This is a genomic window from Aliiroseovarius sp. M344 (genome assembly GCF_025140835.1).
Classification (GTDB): Bacteria; Pseudomonadota; Alphaproteobacteria; order Rhodobacterales; family Rhodobacteraceae; genus Aliiroseovarius.
Window position 1 is genome coordinate 1,492,763 of record NZ_CP081153.1, and the last position, 15,393, is coordinate 1,508,155.

Here is a 15,393-nt window from a genome sequence, read left to right on the forward strand (position 1 = left end):
CAGGAATTGCGGCGTTTTAAGAGGCTCCTTTAATCACCAAGTGTTTGCGCGCTCCACATGATTTCAGCGGCGTGCATTATGAGGCAATCCACCCAAGTTAAACCGTTGATCTTTCCTGCCTCTGGTGGAACATTCAACTTTGAGCAGCAAAGAGTGTGACATGTACGAAAACGCCTTCAACAGCATCGAAAAAGCCCTTCGCGCAGAAGAGGGGATTGCCAACGAGCTGGACTATGTTGAACAGACATCATGGGTTTTGTTCCTGAAGTATCTTCACGACCTTGAAGGCGAACGGCGGGACCGTGCCGAACTGGATGGCGACGACTACACGCCGATCATCGACGGTCAGTATCGTTGGGACCAGTGGGCAGCCCCAAAGGTGAATGGCGAGTTTGACCACAATACTGCGCGTATCGGCGACGACCTTGTGGCTTTTGTGGATGGTGAGCTTTTCCCATACCTTGCCTCGTTCCGGCAATCGGCAACCAGCGCCAGCACCATCGAATACAAGATCGGAGAAGTCTTTACCGAACTGCGCAACAAGTTTCGGTCAGGCTATATCCTCAGGGACGTGCTGGGAACCATTGACGGGCTGGCCTTCAACACCCAAGACCAGCGCCACGAACTGTCACAGCTTTATGAAACCCGCATCCGGCGTATGGGCAATGCAGGGCGCAACGGGGGTGAATACTATACCCCGCGTCCGCTTATCCGGGCCATGATCAAGGTCACAGACCCACAGATAGGCGAAACGATCTATGATGGTGCTGTCGGCTCGGCAGGCTTCCTGTGCGAAGCGTTTGAATACATGCGCGGCGATAATCTGTCGGCATCCGATTGGCAGACCCTGCAAACCAAAACCCTCTATGGACAGGAAAAGAAGGGCCTCGCCTATATCATCGGCATCATGAACATGGTCCTGCACGGGATCGAAACGCCGAACCTAGTCCATTCCAATTCCCTTAATGAAAACGTGATGGATATTCAGGAAAAGGACCGTCACGATATCATACTTGCGAACCCTCCGTTTGGGGGTGGTGAACGGAAAGAGGTGCAACAGAACTTCCCCATCCGCACGGGTGAAACCGCATACCTGTTCCTGCAACACTTCATCCGCAAACTTCGGGCGGGTGGGCGCGGGGCGGTGGTGATCAAAAACACCTTCCTGTCCAACACCGACAATGCCAGCGTGGCCTTGCGTAAAGAGCTTTTGGAAAACTGCAACCTGAATACCATCCTTGATTGCCCGCAAGGGACGTTTCAGGGGGCAGGGGTCAAGACTGTGGTGCTGTTCTTTGAAAAGGGCGCACCCACGCGGGACATCTGGGTCTATCAACTGGACCCCGGCAGGTCGCTGGGCAAAACCAACCCGCTGAATGATGCTGATCTGGCAGAGTTCGTGGAATTGCAGGCGACCAAAGCCGACAGCCCGAAAAGCTGGACCATCAACAAAGGTGATCTGGACGAGGATACCTTTGACCTATCCGTCAAGAACCCCAATACACCAGAAGAGGCCCCATTGCGGACCCCGGAAGAGATCATTGCCGATATGCTGACGCGGGATGCTGAGACAGCGAAAATCCTCGAAGATATTCGGGGGATGCTGTGAAGGATACCGCAGTTTTCGGCTGGCCATCGAGACCACTTGGCGATCTAGTCGATGTGCTAGACCGTATGAGAAAACCAATTACCAAGAAGGACAGGAAGGCTGGCCAATACCCATACTATGGAGCAACTGGCGTTCTTGATCACGTCGATGGATACATCTTCGATGAACCACTGGTTCTGATTGGCGAAGATGGCGCGAAGTGGGAAGCGGGTGCAAACTCAGCCTTCGCCATTGAGGGCAAGACGTGGGTCAACAACCACGCTCATGTGATCCGCCCGCATAGAGATCAGGTTCTGGATGACTGGTTGATCTACTATTTGAACGGTGCGGACCTCATGCCGTTCATATCAGGGATGACCGTTCCTAAGCTCAATCAAGGTCGTCTCCGAGAAATCCCCATCCCCCTCCCGCCACTCGAAGAACAAAAGCGAATTGTTGCGGTTCTGGACGAGGCCTTCGAGGGCCTGACCCGCGCCCGCGCCCACGCCGAAGCCAACCTCCAAAACGCGCGGGAGTTGTTCGAGAGCATCAAGGCAGATGAACTTGCATACTCAGGGTCGGACCGAGAGGAGGTCATTCTTTCAGAGGTTGCGGATATCACGTCTGGTCTCATTGATCCCCGCGAGGACGCATTTGCCGACATGCTCCACCTTGGCGCAGGGAACATGATCACGGGAACAGACGAACTCATCGACGTAAAGACAGCCCGCGAGGAAAAGTTGAAGTCCGGGAAATATCTCTTTGACGAAACGACCATCCTTTATAGCAAGATCAGGCCCTACCTGAGAAAGGTTGCCAGACCCGACTTCCAAGGGCTTTGCAGCGCAGACGTTTACCCTTTGACGCCGAAACCTGACAGGTTGGACAGGGATTTTCTGTTCCATCTGCTCCTAGGGCATGATTTCACAGAGTACGCGATCAGTGGCTCAGATCGAGCGGGTATGCCAAAAGTAAACCGGAACCATATGTTCGCATATCGTTTCGAACTTCCGCCCGTAGAGGCACAGAGGCGCATCGTCAAAGTAATCGATGAAGCACATAATTCGTGCAGCGCTCTGGTCAAACTGGCCAACAAAAAGCTCCAAGACCTCGACGACCTCCGCCAATCCCTTTTGCAAAAAGCCTTCGCGGGCGAATTGACATGACAGTTTTTAGAATGCGCATCTTATCGGAAAACCGGCTCCGACTTTTCGGGATGCGCTTGAGCGAGTTATCCTGATGAGCTTTCACGACGAAACCGAAGCCGAAACCCGCACCAACCGAATACTGCCCGCGCTACAGGCGGCGGGGTGGGGTGTTGTGGCGGGGTCTCGTCTGCGCGAAGAGCTCATCTGCCCAGGGCGCATTCAATCTGGTGGAACGCGGGGTAAATCGCTGAAATGCGATTATGTGCTGGAATATCGCGGTCACAAGCTGGCGGTGTTGGAAGCAAAGCGGGCAGGGGTTTCCTATCGTGATGGTATTGGGCAGGCCAAGGACTACGCCCAGCGCCTTAAATCTCGTTTTGCCTATTCCTCCAACGGTCTGGGTTGGTATGCCATCGACATGGACAGCGGGGCGGAAGGTGAAATGTCCCTGCCTTTCCCGACGCCCGAGGAGCTGTGGCAGCGGACCTTCGGGGTTGAAAATGAATGGCGCAACAGGTTCGGGGCCGTGCCGTTTGAAACCGATGGCGGCAAATGGGAACCGAGATATTATCAGCACAACGCCATCACAGCGGCGCTTGAGGCGATTGCACAGGGTGAAGACCGCATTCTTCTGACATTGGCGACAGGAACCGGAAAGACCTCTATCGCGTTTCAGATTGCGTGGAAGCTGTTTGAAGCAAAGTGGAGCCTTGAACGTGAACCCGTTCGCCGCCCCCGCATTCTGTTTTTGGCTGACCGCAACATTCTGGCCGACCAAGCCTATAACGCCTTTTCGGCTTTCCCGCCTGATGCCATCACCCGGATTGACCCCGACACCATCCGCAAGAAGGGCGGCGCACCCAAGAACGCCAGCATCTTCTTCACGATTTTTCAGACTTTCATGACGGGTGAAGAAGAACCGGTTTTCCATGACTACCCCCAAGACTTCTTTGACTTCATCATCGTGGATGAATGTCACAGGGGCGGGGCGAAGGATGAAAGCCGTTGGCGGGGTATTTTAGACTATTTCGCACCAGCCGTTCAATTGGGTCTGACAGCCACGCCGCAAAGGAAGCACAACGCCGACACCTACGCCTATTTCGGTGACCCTGTTTACACTTATGCCCTGCGGGACGGGATCGAAGACGGCTTTCTGTCCCCCTTCAAGGTTCGCCAGATGGCAAGCACCATCGACGCCTATGTCTGGAACCCAGATGATGAGGTGGTGCAAGGTGATGTTGAAATCGGGGACAGCTTCACGGAAAGTGACTTCAATACGAAGATCGTTATTCAAGAACGTGAACGAAGCCGTATACAAGAGTTCTTAGGGGAAGTTGACCAGCGGCAGAAGGCGTTGATCTTCTGTGCCTCGCAAGAACATGCTGCATTGGTTCGTGATCTGATCAATCAAGAAAAGACCAGCACTGACCCCGCTTACTGCCACCGTGTTACGGCGGATGATGGGGCGATAGGCGAAGCCCACCTCAGGGCCTTTCAGGACAACGACAAGACGATCCCAACGGTCCTGACGACCTCGCGCAAGCTGTCCACGGGGGTGGATGCAAGAAATGTCCGACACATCGTCCTGATGCGCCCCATATCATCTATGATCGAGTTCAAGCAAATCATCGGGCGGGGAACGCGAACCTATGACGGGAAAGACTACTTCACCATCTGGGACTTCGTGAAAGCGCATGAGAACTTCAACGACCCAGATTGGGATGGGGAGCCGATGGCACCTGAACCACCGCAGGGACGTGTTGGACCTGAACCGGGTACTGAAGAGCCAGAACCGGGCACCGAAGGACCGGAACCGGGTGGAGAAGACGAGCCACCACGCCAGAAGATCGTCGTAAAGCTGTCGGACGGAACCGTGAGGTCTATTCAGTACCTCAAAACGACGACCTATTGGAGTGCAGACGGAAGACCCATTTCTGCATCAGAATTTATGGAGCGTTTGTTTGGTGACTTGTCTGATCTGATTAAGGACGAAGACCAGTTGCGCCTAATCTGGAGCGACCCAGATAACCGAGAGCATTTTCTTACTCAGTTGTCGGACAACGGGTATGATACCGACCGATTGGATGACATCCGTAAGCTTGTTGATGCCCCACAAAGCGACCTATTCGACGTTCTCAGCTACATCCTGTTCACAAACCCACCGAAGTCACGTCAGGATAGGGCAGAGGGGGTCAGGAGGTCAGGTCTAGACACCTTTGCACCAGAAATGCAGCAACTCCTTCTGAGCATCCTTCAAGCCTATGAGGACGTGGGCTTATCAGAATTGGCGACCAAGAAACTGGGTCAGTTCCTAACAGCCAAGTATGGCAGTGTGGGCGAAGGGAAAGCCAAGTTGGGCGAACTGAGTTCGATCAAAGCCGCTTATGTGGCAATGCAAGCGGGTTTGTATGCACGTTAGTTTTGTTGCCCGGAATGCAGAAGACTAAACAGCACTTCGTGGTCTCTCGGAATTATTTGAACTAACCCGCGTTTGCTTGTGAAAAAGCAGATTACTGAGCCTGTAAATTAAGTACTACGGCTGGGTTGGGCTTCGATGTGAGGCACTGGTATCGCACTTTGTCTCGTTAAACCATACGTTCGGGCATTAGTAGGCTATCGGTCTACCACATATCACTGCAGAAAAGCGCAACCTAAGGCCTTGGCATGCCGATTAACCCCCATACAAGATAGAAGGAACCCTTAGCGGTCACACCCGGCGGAGTATCATCGTTCACCGCCGGTGCTGGCCAAGCTGTGACGGGTTTCTTCCATCTCGACGGTGACGTTGACTTCACAGTTCCCCCCTTGATGCCCGCCTCGGTGAACCTTCGGGTTGCCGAGGTGCGATATTTTTTTTGGCGCATGCCTTCGAAGGGGTGCTGCCAATGCTTTTCGCGGTTTGTCACAGACAGTCCGATTATCCCCCTTCGCACATGTAAAGACCCGATGCCGATTGTCGCTGCGAGGACCAAGGCCCCCAACACCCACTAAGGACACCTCCAATGACAGCCGTTATTCACCCGCCCGGTTCGCCGGAAGCGGTTTCTTTGCCATGCCCGCATTGTGGCACAGAGTTTCACCCGAAAAGGACGAACCAGATGTATTGCAACCGCCAATGCGCCAAGACCGCAACGCGCAACACCAACCGTGGCCCCCGCAAATCCAAAGAAAGCTCCGACGCCAAGCGCGTTCAAGAAGTTCGTCAAGGCCGCTGCAAGGGCCTTTCACACGCCTTCTATGAGACACCACCAGTTTACCGTTCCGAGTTTGTAGAGCGGCTCATTGGGGAAGCCCGTGGAGTGGCAGAGCTTCGCCGTCTTGTTACGACACGACAGCTTCTCAAGTGCTGGGATCGCGATGATGGAACGGGGCGACTTCACATTGCACATGTCCTCGATCACTATTGCCAAGAAGTTTACCGGCAGAGGTCATATGAAGTCTTGAACCCGGCGAATAACCTGCCCAGCGCGATCAAGCTGGTCTTTCCGGCTGAATACTACGGACCCGATGCGCCCTCGCTTTACGAAGACGGCCGATTGAAGCGGCGGCCTTCCCCTTGGCGCAAACCCAAACGCGCGGCATCCCATTAATCGTCCCTCCACCACTATAAAGGGGAACCTCTAGGGGAACCTTGGGGTGCTACGGCTTCGCCTTCGCGTACAAGAAGCCGAGCTTTAACATATACCTTAACACAAACCTTAACGGTGAACCCTCAGCTTATCCCAGCTAAGCTGGCTGACTCTGAGATCGCACCCTTAGAGATGAAGATTCATTGCCGCTGGTCGCGGCGAAGACCAAGGCCTAAATCAACTTAGCGGTCATGCTTAGGCATCATCAACTCCTTGGGTCTCCAAGGACAAAGTCCCCATGTAAACGCTGCCCTGAACGCCGCCTTGATGGTGACCCTGAACTATTCAGGTGACCATCAGGTCAACCTTCACATGCATCTTAAGTGAGGATGTCCGTCTTCGACGGCAACGACATCCAACCTTTGCAGCACCCCATCATCACCGAAACGACCAACTTAAGGTGCCCCTGCCGGACCTACCGGCGGGGGTCTTTTACATTCCCAAGAAGGAAAAACGAAGTGACAGACACAATCCGCATCGACCTAGACTCAGTCCGGGTCTACCGCAACAAGAGTGAATATCGGACCAAGCCCCGAGCAAAATCTTCTCTTGGCCATGAGATCACTGGCGATGGGCCACTTGCATCTAAGCTGGCTGCTATTCTCCGTGAGGAAAACCCTGAGTTTAATGGCCTGTTGGAGGTCTACCGAGGTGACACCCCCTGCTTCATCCCAATGCCCCTTAAAACGGCCTTTCTCAAAGGACCGCAACCGAAGCAACTTCGGAAGAAAACCCAATGACTAAGACCTACACCCGTCCCACCAAAACCAAGGCAACCGCCGTGGGTGAGCGCAACCGCGCCCGTTGGACCCGCCACCTTCGTAGGAAACTCAGTTTGCTGGTCTCAACCCCCGAGGTCATGGCCGCAGATGAAACGTTCACCGTGGACGCAATCCATCGGCTGATGAAGCCGCCGGGCCGCGTGGGCAGGGATGACCGCCCGCGCTGGGTAACGACCCGTCTGCGCATTGACCAAATGGCGGTGCTTGAAATGCTCCAAGCGCGGCACCTCAAGGCCACCGGGAAGGAAATCTCGCGGGCCGAAGTTCTGGCTGCCCTCATGGCCGAGGGTCTCGAACGTATTCTGAATCACTCAAACTTCGGCGGCACGAACGCCTGACGTCGGAACCCCAAGCTACACTGAAAAGGAAACAAAATGACGACTAGCGAAATCACAATTCACACTGACGGTTCTTGCATCGGCAATCCCGGAAAGGGCGGTTGCGCAGCTATTGTTCGGAGATATGAAGATGAAATCGAAATCAAGAAACGGCGCGTTGCAAACAGCGCGGCGGAAACGACCAACAACCGTATGGAAATGGAAGCCGCATTGAACGGCCTGAAACAAATCAAACGAGATGAGAAGGCGAGGATTACCGTCTATTCCGATAGCCAGTATCTCATAAACGGCATGACCAAATGGCTGCCTTCATGGCAACAAAGAGGGTGGCGCGGCGCAAGCGGAAAAAGCGTCAAGAACTGCGACCTGTGGCAAGCCCTTATGACCGTTTGCGAGGGATTGGATGTCCGCTGGGTATGGGTGCGCGGCCATGACGGAGACGAGCGCAACGAGGAGGCGGACCGATTAGCTTCTGCGATGGCACGCGATGCGTCGACCCTATAGGCGGAACAAAATGTCTGCCATGAGGCATGACGGTAGTAGTCGAATAGCGTCTACATTACAGATTGAGCCGGAAACCTAGTGCCCGGACATCAGGACCGCACGAGATAAGTGGGGGGTCAGATGACCTCCCACGCTCCTTCAGGGGCCAACGCCAAGGCAGCCTCAAGGGCTGCTGTTGTGCCCCGCAGGCGGTCATCTAAGCCCCCGTAATAGCGGTTACCTACGGATGCTTCGGCGTGCCCCAGAAGGCGGTTTTCGTCGCGTTCAGACGCGCCACTCTGGCCCAACCAAGACTTCACGTTATGTCGCAACGAATAGACGACATGGCGTGGGTTCTTGGTCTCCTTGCGCAAGTGCCCCATAAGAGCGCCTGAAACAGCATCTGGGCCACCTTCTCGGGCATATCTGGGGAATAGGGCGGGGATATTCTGCCGACTTTCACGAACAGCCTCAAGGGCTTCCTTAGCGGCTTCCAGACCATCACCCACGAGCGGGATGGGTCGCACCGAAGTCTTTGTCTTTAACTGGCGTTCATCATTCCACCTGACCCATAGGTGAGGGGTTGCATGATCAATAACCACATCCTCGATTAGTAGCCCCGTTATCTCCGCCCCGCGACAACCCGTGGCTTGGAGAAGACGCCAGATCAATCGAAGTTCAGGCACCCGGACACGCATCATAACGCGCCGACGGACAGCGCAAAGGAGTTCATCGGGCAGGGGGTCACGCTCCTCCCATTCGCTCTGAACCGATTTGACAACAGAAGCAGGCAGTGAAAGCTTCTCGAATGGGTTGAACGCCTGACCCCGAAGGTCAAATTCAGTAATGCCGACGGTGATCATTGCCTTGATGCTATTGATCTCACGAGCGACGGAGGCAGGTGAAAGCGTTCCGTTGCCGCTGTTCTTGGGTGCAGTCAGTAGATCGTCCCGCACCTTTCGGGCGTGTTCCCGCGAGAGTGAAGACAGGGGGATGCTATTGAGCGGCCCCAGCGAGGCTTCTAACCGACGCTTGATCTTGTTGAATGTGTTCCGTGCCGATTTGCTGGGGTTTTCCCCAAGGCGTTCCTTTTCATAGACCCTAGCGGCATCCGCCAAGGTGACCGGGGGCGGGGCTGCGTCAGGCTGGGTTACCGCACGGTAAAGTAAGGGGTCGCCGTTAGCCCGCTCAATTTCAGCAGCAGCGACCTCGCGCCGCGCTTGGTCACCACCGTCCCCCAAATGATCGACATCATCCACGCCTCTGATCGACCTGACCAAAGCTTCCGCCTCGTCACGCATTTCTTCCCACTTTTCCCGTTCGGTTCGGGGATCGTCTATGCCAGACCAAGCCTTTTGCTTGTAACGCGCTATGCCGCTATCGCCCAAGGCTTCCGGCACACCGTCACGTGCGTCCGAGACCAATCGCGTGAATGCAGCTTCCAGTGCAGCATGTTCCGCGACAAGATCGGCACCCTCTTTTTGAACCCGAAGGCGGCAACGAAAAAACGGCTGCTTCGATGATGGGTAAAGATGTTTGATGTCGGTGGGGATTCGTCGGCTGTAGACGAACTTCCCCTTATTGGTGACTACGTTTGATAGTTTCATCAACAGTGCCATGATTGGATGTATCCCCGATGTATCCCGTAATGTAGCCCTCGGGGACAGCGCAAGCCCTTATTATCAAGGCTTTCAATGGGATAGCTCAAAGAAATTGGCTCCGGCGGTAGGGATCGAACCTACGACCAATTGATTAACAGTCAAGCGACGATATTTATTCACTTGGTGTAGGTTGGTGCGGTTCATCAGTAAAAACAGCGGTTTGCGCCCATTTTGCAACGACAATCAATCGGTTGACAGTGCGCCGGAATGCGACTTAGTGATGTTGTGCGTTGCAAAACGTTGCAAAAACGGAGCATTACGGATGACTGCCGCACTTGATTTCACAAAGCCCGCCCGACTGCGCAAAGCCGCACCCGGCATGTATCGCCACGACGGGGATCGTTTCCCCGGCCTCTATCTCAACGTCGGGAAGACCAAGAACACTTGGTACATCAAGCGCCGCGTCGATGGGAAAACGAAGTCGATCAAGGTAGGAGCGTTCCCGGCTATGGATGCGGTCACCGCGTTTAAACAGGGGGACACCAAGACGAGCGTTGCCAAGAGCAATATCGTAACCGTTCGCGATGGTTGGGAGTTCTGGTGCGATACGTCGCAGGCGCAAGGCGGTATGTCCGACGATCACCGCAACCGAATGTCCCGACAGCTTGAAATGCACGCGAGGGGGATCATGGACCGCAATGTGGCCGACGTAACCTCCGCAGACGTTCAGGGTGTCCTCAACGACCTGATGGCCGAGGGCAAGAAGGCAACAGCGAGGGCGGTGCGCATCGGTATCGGCAATGCTTTCAACTTCGCACCTGTCGTAAATCCAGTTGGGCAGAAAAAGACGCGCGTCGCCAAAAGCGATGAAACAGAGGCGCAATGGACGGCGGCGGCACACGCCCACGATCTCGACGCAGACGATTGGTCGGTGATCTGGGAGGCAATAATGGCGCGACGTGAGAAGAACGTCATTGTCGGCACGGCGGTCGCCGTCATGTTCCTTACGGGCATCCGGTCGGAGAACGTTTGCTCGCTCTCGTGGGATCAGGTCGATTTGCAGAACAAGACGATCCACCTGACCAAAATGAAGAACAAGCTTGCCCGCACGTTGCCCGTAATGGATACGGTTATCGACTTGCTCAAGGCGATCCGTGAGACAGACAGCGAATGGGTGTTCCCTGCGTCGTCGGCCACGGGATACATCACAGACCCCAAAGGCACGTTCGCCACGATCAACGACGAGAGCGTCCGCGTGTTCCTGCCTCATGATGGGCGGCGTCATTTCATGCAGGCGTCTGCCGAGGCGTTCTTGCCCGACTATGTCGCCCACTTCCTGCGCGGCGACAAGAAGGCGGGCGAGGGCAGCGACATGTTGATGAAATACCTCAAGCGCATGGGTAACCGTCGTGCCGTCGAAGACATTGAGAAGGTCTACTTTGAACGGATTAAGGTAGAACCTGCTTTCTAAATTGTTTGTTAACCGCAACTGCACTAAGATGCCCGAGCACCTACGCCCGTCGTGAGACGCGCGCCACTCTGGCAGTGCACAGCATACCCAAGTACGCGGCGACGTGATGCGGCTTGGTTCTATGAAGCTCGTTGCGTCGCATATCAACAGAGAGCGTCTGTCTTGGTAAAGGACTGACGAAAGGATCTGTTGATGGATTCCTCCGCACTATTGCGCACGCTCGAAAAGCGCATTGAACATCTCGAGCAAAGAACCGAACTCCCAAAACTCATGACACCGAAACAGGTGTGCGACTTCGTTGGAGTTTCGGAATCGAAATTCTACGAATGGAAACGTGACGGCGACGTGCCGCCTGCGATCTACTGGAGCGAGCGCACAGTGCGCTATGACCGCGACGATGTGATTGCTTGGGCAGAGTCGCACAAAGTAGGAGGGGCAGTATGAACCTGCCCCTCACTGATTGCGTATCGGGTATGGAAAGCGTTGTGCGCTATAACTGATTTATAGGCGGCGACGCATCGACACGCGACCAGTGAAGCAGGTCCATCCTGATAATGGTATGGATCAAGAATTCAAAAATCTATTCGCAGGGAACCAAGAACGGTTCCTGACATATGACCCCAAAACCCTCAAACCGCGCGACGACGGCAAGATGGTTCCTGACTATCGCACAGTAAATCGTGGCGTTTCCGATCAAGATTGGGTGCGGCATATCCAAGGCGAAAAGCCTCTCGGCTTATCACCCTTGAATGATGGCATGGTAAAGTGGGGCGCAATCGACGTTGATATCTACCCGATCCTCGAAAACGAGGACGACGTGGAAGCCCTTATGAAGGCTTGGCGCGATCCTTGTCTGGTTGCGCGTTCAAAGTCTGGGGGTGTTCATATCATCGCGTTTGTCGATGACTGGGTGCCCGCAGAACGTATGCGTGCCTATCTCATAGCCAAAAGAGACGCTGTGCTCGACCCCGAAGTGATCAAACACGCGGGCGAGGTGTTTCCGAAGCAAAGCGAAGGCAGCGGATCGCAAATGAACCTGCCCGCGTTCGGCAATGAGCGACAGGTGATCGCTTGGCGTTCAGCCACGGTGATTGCCTACGTGACCGATGACAATCCGGTTCAGTGGGATCAAGTTGAGGTTGATTGCAATGTCTCGGAAGGCACCATGGCCGATACATTGCTGGCCGCGCTGGCACCGAAGCCAAACGCTCGAAAGAAGCGCACAACCGAGCGCAAGAAATCAGCGGGCGGTTTCAAGCATCCTGAACAGTCAGAAGGTCGTCGTGACTATCTGTTCAAATGCGCAGCTTCTGCCCGATCACGCGGCGCGGACAAAGAGCAATTGGAAGAGATCATCACCATGGTCAACGACTCATTTGTCGACCCAGACCATGAATACGGCGCGAAAGGGCCGATCACTGACAATCGGCGTTTAGACCAAGTTATCCAAGAGGTGATGAAATTCGAACAAGGCACACCCACTGATCTGTCTTACGACGTGGTCGAACGGATGAACCAAGAGTGGGCAATGATGATGGTCGATGGGCGGGTGGAATTTCTCCATCAGCCATCGGGAGTTTGCTACCCGTTGCGTGACTTTACATTGCGGACAAAGCCAATGACCTGCATGGCGAACGGGAAGACAGCGCAAATGTCGGACCTTTGGCTTCGCGATCCTGATCGACTGGAATATGACGGCATCGTTATCGAGTCGCCTGAATACGACGGACCTGGTTGGAACGTCTTTCAGGGGTGGCGTGTCGAACCCAAAGCAGGCGACGCGTCGTTGTGGGTCGATTATGTCGAACGCATCCTCTGCGGTGGTGACAAGGCGCTCGCTCATTGGGTCATGTCGTTCGTTGCTGACGGTGTTCAGCGACCTTGGTCGTTACATCCCGGCACAGCCCTCGCGCTACGTGGGGCACAAGGCGGCGGCAAGTCGTTCCTTGGGGCTATGTTGGCGCGCATCCTACGCGATGAGCAAGTGCAGGAAGTGGCTGACTCTGATCGCCTGTTTGAAAGGTTCAATCGCGGCATGTTCGGATCGACCTTTGTTCTGGCGGAGGAGTCCGTGTTCGCGGGATCACCAAAACAGGCAAACACCCTCAAGGCATTCATCTCGTCGCCGCGTTGGACATACGAACAAAAGTTCCTCGCCGGGTTCATGGGCAAAAACGTCCACCGCATGATCGCCACGACCAATGATCAGCAGGCAGTTCATATCGACGACGACGATAGGCGCTGGACGGTGATTGAGGTCGCCAACATGTTCGACAATCCAGACAGCAGCGAGGCCCGTGAATACTGGCGGAAATACTACGAGTTGGACCCATGCGTGGTGCTTCGATATCTCTTGGAATATGAAGTGGATTGCGAATTTATTGGCCGACCAATCATCACGGAAGCGAAACAGGCAGACAAAATCATGTCTGATCCTGTGCTTGAAGTGCTGCACGAGATTGCGGAAAGCGGGATCGTGTTTGACGACTTAGACGGCAATGGGCGGTTGGCAACGTCCACTTTGCATCGAGAAGCACGTCAGCGCGGCGCGTCACCTTATGACAAACCACGCGTCCTTGGTGAACGGGCCAAGAAAATCCTTGGGTGGAAAGGCACTTGTCGCAACGCAATGCACATCAAAGAATATCAGCGCACGGTCGATGGTGATGGTGTTCCGACGATGCACCCGATTTTGGAGAACGGCGGTCATGCACGCGGTATTGATCTTAAGTCATTGTCGGATTTCAGGGCGGCGGTATCGCGCCGGACAGGTGTTGACTACGGCAACGGTGGTGGCTGGGGGCGTTTCAAAACACCTTCGGTCGATTTCCGCGTTGGTGATCCTGAGGATGTTGAGAAAGCATATTCGGAACGTCAGCAGGCGATCCATGGCGAGGATACGCCTTTCTGATATTCCAACATTTCGATGATCGGAGGCGGGCGGTGTCGAAGGGCATCGCCCGTTTTCGTTGCAGCGGTGTCGATGGTGTCGGAATTGTCGATTGTCGGTAGGAAAAAACGTTTGGTCGTGTTGCGTGTGTTTTTGTGTGCGAAATGCGTAGCAAGCAAACATAAGTGGTAAAATATATCGACATAAACGACAGTATCGACATCTTTGCTGTTGGATCAATGTGTTAGCTCGGTGTCGATGTGGAAACGTGCGACATTGATCGACAGAGACCGACAATAGGGCGATTTAGAAAGTGACCTCCTCCCGCTTTCTCCGCGTGCTTGTTGCGAGCAAGTTGCAACTACGGGGTTGAACAAGGCCAATTGATCATCAATGAATTGTCGTGTGCGATAGATTGGCTTGCTGATCAAACGGTTGGAGAAATTGGATCGCGAATTTGCAACGCGCTTTGCAACAGTTGTCGGATCCTATGCGAAATGCACATCACAACACGTGAGATAATAACGGAGGTGGCAAAAAAATGGGCGGCGGACTTACCTCATTCATAAATCGGGTACGAACACCCCATTTCGAATATGACCTCGCGTCTGCCTTTGTGTCTCGATGAATTGGTGCTTTCTCGGATCAAAGACGTGTGTGTCGCGGTAAGCCTGGCTGAGATCGCCGCCTTTTCCCCACAGGGCGTAGAGCACAAGGTTATCAGAAATCTCGGTCTCCAACCAAACAGCCGCGACGTTACCTGCGTATCTTCTGCGTCCTCCCTCGTGGATAAACAGTAGATGGGTGTCCACCCCACTATTCCCCATGCTTGTAGCCATTTTGGCAGCTTCAAGAACCTTTGTAATCTTCCTTGGGTCATATGAGTCGCCATACTCAACCGGATAGTATGAGTAGCGGGTCATCTTTACTACTTTCTCAACGTCATCGTTTTCAAACAAGAAGTCGGAGCCTTCTTCCTGAAGAAAGTACCTGACGACTTCATCTGTCTCACGGACTTCCATGCCTAATTCAATATCGGTGATAGAAGATTGCTCATCCTTCACGGGAGGGAAGAAATGCTTATAGCCATACTTGTCCTTTAAATAGTCGAAGAAATCCGAAGAGCCTGCGCCAGACAATAAGCCTGCGACGTATCCAGCTGTACCAACCGCACCGCGAGATGCCTTTTTAACGCCTTTCTCAATAGTCGGGGCGTGGTAGGTGCAGTATTTTGATCCGGGCATCGCCGGTTTCTTACAAGCTTGGCCCCGCCGATTGAGCGCATGGCATCTGTTAGCAGGCGCTATCTTTGTATTTGTTTTTGATGGTTTGTCTTCATTCGGCATCGCTTAATCCAATACTGAGACTTTGCAGTGGAAATGTTACGAACTGATTGTCAATTTGTCACCTTGGATTGCGCTACTGTGTTCATCCATGATTACGTGAACACCTTATTCTCCCAC

11 protein-coding genes are annotated in these 15,393 nt (G+C 54.1%); 9 read left to right on the plus strand and 2 right to left on the minus strand.

All coding sequences use genetic code 11. From position 1 onward, the window contains the following. Nucleotides 1-160: 160 nt before the first annotated feature. The 6 genes from K3556_RS07270 to rnhA all read left to right on the plus strand — a co-directional run bounded on the left by K3556_RS07270 (nucleotide 161) and on the right by rnhA (nucleotide 7,989). Nucleotides 161-1,609 (plus strand): type I restriction-modification system subunit M, encoded by a 1,449-nt coding sequence (locus tag K3556_RS07270; RefSeq protein WP_260519049.1) that lies wholly within the window; start codon nucleotides 161-163, stop codon nucleotides 1,607-1,609. Further along, nucleotides 1,606-2,754 (plus strand): restriction endonuclease subunit S, encoded by a 1,149-nt coding sequence (locus tag K3556_RS07275; RefSeq protein ID WP_260519050.1) that lies wholly within the window; start codon nucleotides 1,606-1,608, stop codon nucleotides 2,752-2,754. Before K3556_RS07270 ends, K3556_RS07275 begins: the two co-directional genes overlap by 4 nt. Nucleotides 2,755-2,827: 73 nt before the next feature. Next, on the plus strand, nucleotides 2,828-5,155 hold the full coding sequence (gene hsdR / locus K3556_RS07280; protein ID WP_260519051.1) for an EcoAI/FtnUII family type I restriction enzme subunit R: 2,328 nt from the start codon (nucleotides 2,828-2,830) through the stop codon (nucleotides 5,153-5,155). A 583-nt stretch (nucleotides 5,156-5,738) separates the two neighbouring features. Continuing rightward, on the plus strand, nucleotides 5,739-6,326 hold the full coding sequence (locus K3556_RS07285) for a hypothetical protein (protein ID WP_260519052.1): 588 nt from the start codon (nucleotides 5,739-5,741) through the stop codon (nucleotides 6,324-6,326). Between the two features lie 775 nt (nucleotides 6,327-7,101). After that, nucleotides 7,102-7,485 (plus strand): hypothetical protein, encoded by a 384-nt coding sequence (locus K3556_RS07290; protein ID WP_260519053.1) that lies wholly within the window; start codon nucleotides 7,102-7,104, stop codon nucleotides 7,483-7,485. A 36-nt stretch (nucleotides 7,486-7,521) separates the two neighbouring features. Next, nucleotides 7,522-7,989 (plus strand): ribonuclease HI, encoded by a 468-nt coding sequence (gene rnhA, locus K3556_RS07295; RefSeq protein WP_260519054.1) that lies wholly within the window; start codon nucleotides 7,522-7,524, stop codon nucleotides 7,987-7,989. 116 nt (nucleotides 7,990-8,105) lie between these two features. Here rnhA and K3556_RS07300 read toward each other — a convergent pair whose 3' ends face one another. Further along, complete coding sequence (locus K3556_RS07300; RefSeq protein WP_260519055.1) at nucleotides 8,106-9,587, minus strand: tyrosine-type recombinase/integrase; 1,482 nt, start codon at nucleotides 9,585-9,587, stop codon at nucleotides 8,106-8,108. Between the two features lie 304 nt (nucleotides 9,588-9,891). On the opposite strand from K3556_RS07300, the gene K3556_RS07305 reads away from it, so the two are divergent. The 3 genes from K3556_RS07305 to K3556_RS07315 all read left to right on the plus strand — a co-directional run bounded on the left by K3556_RS07305 (nucleotide 9,892) and on the right by K3556_RS07315 (nucleotide 13,951). After that, nucleotides 9,892-11,040 carry a tyrosine-type recombinase/integrase gene (locus tag K3556_RS07305; RefSeq protein WP_260519056.1) on the plus strand — a complete coding sequence of 383 codons (1,149 nt, stop codon included), beginning with the start codon at nucleotides 9,892-9,894 and terminating at the stop codon, nucleotides 11,038-11,040. A gap of 192 nt (nucleotides 11,041-11,232) precedes the next feature. Next, nucleotides 11,233-11,484: an AlpA family transcriptional regulator gene (locus K3556_RS07310; RefSeq protein WP_260519057.1), complete on the plus strand. Its 252-nt coding sequence runs from the start codon at nucleotides 11,233-11,235 to the stop codon at nucleotides 11,482-11,484. Nucleotides 11,485-11,599: 115 nt separating this feature from the next. Beyond that, nucleotides 11,600-13,951: a DUF5906 domain-containing protein gene (locus tag K3556_RS07315; RefSeq protein ID WP_260519058.1), complete on the plus strand. Its 2,352-nt coding sequence runs from the start codon at nucleotides 11,600-11,602 to the stop codon at nucleotides 13,949-13,951. Nucleotides 13,952-14,493: 542 nt separating this feature from the next. Here K3556_RS07315 and K3556_RS07320 read toward each other — a convergent pair. Beyond that, nucleotides 14,494-15,276 carry a hypothetical protein gene (locus K3556_RS07320; RefSeq protein ID WP_260519059.1) on the minus strand — a complete coding sequence of 261 codons (783 nt, stop codon included), beginning with the start codon at nucleotides 15,274-15,276 and terminating at the stop codon, nucleotides 14,494-14,496. Nucleotides 15,277-15,393: the final 117 nt, after the last annotated feature.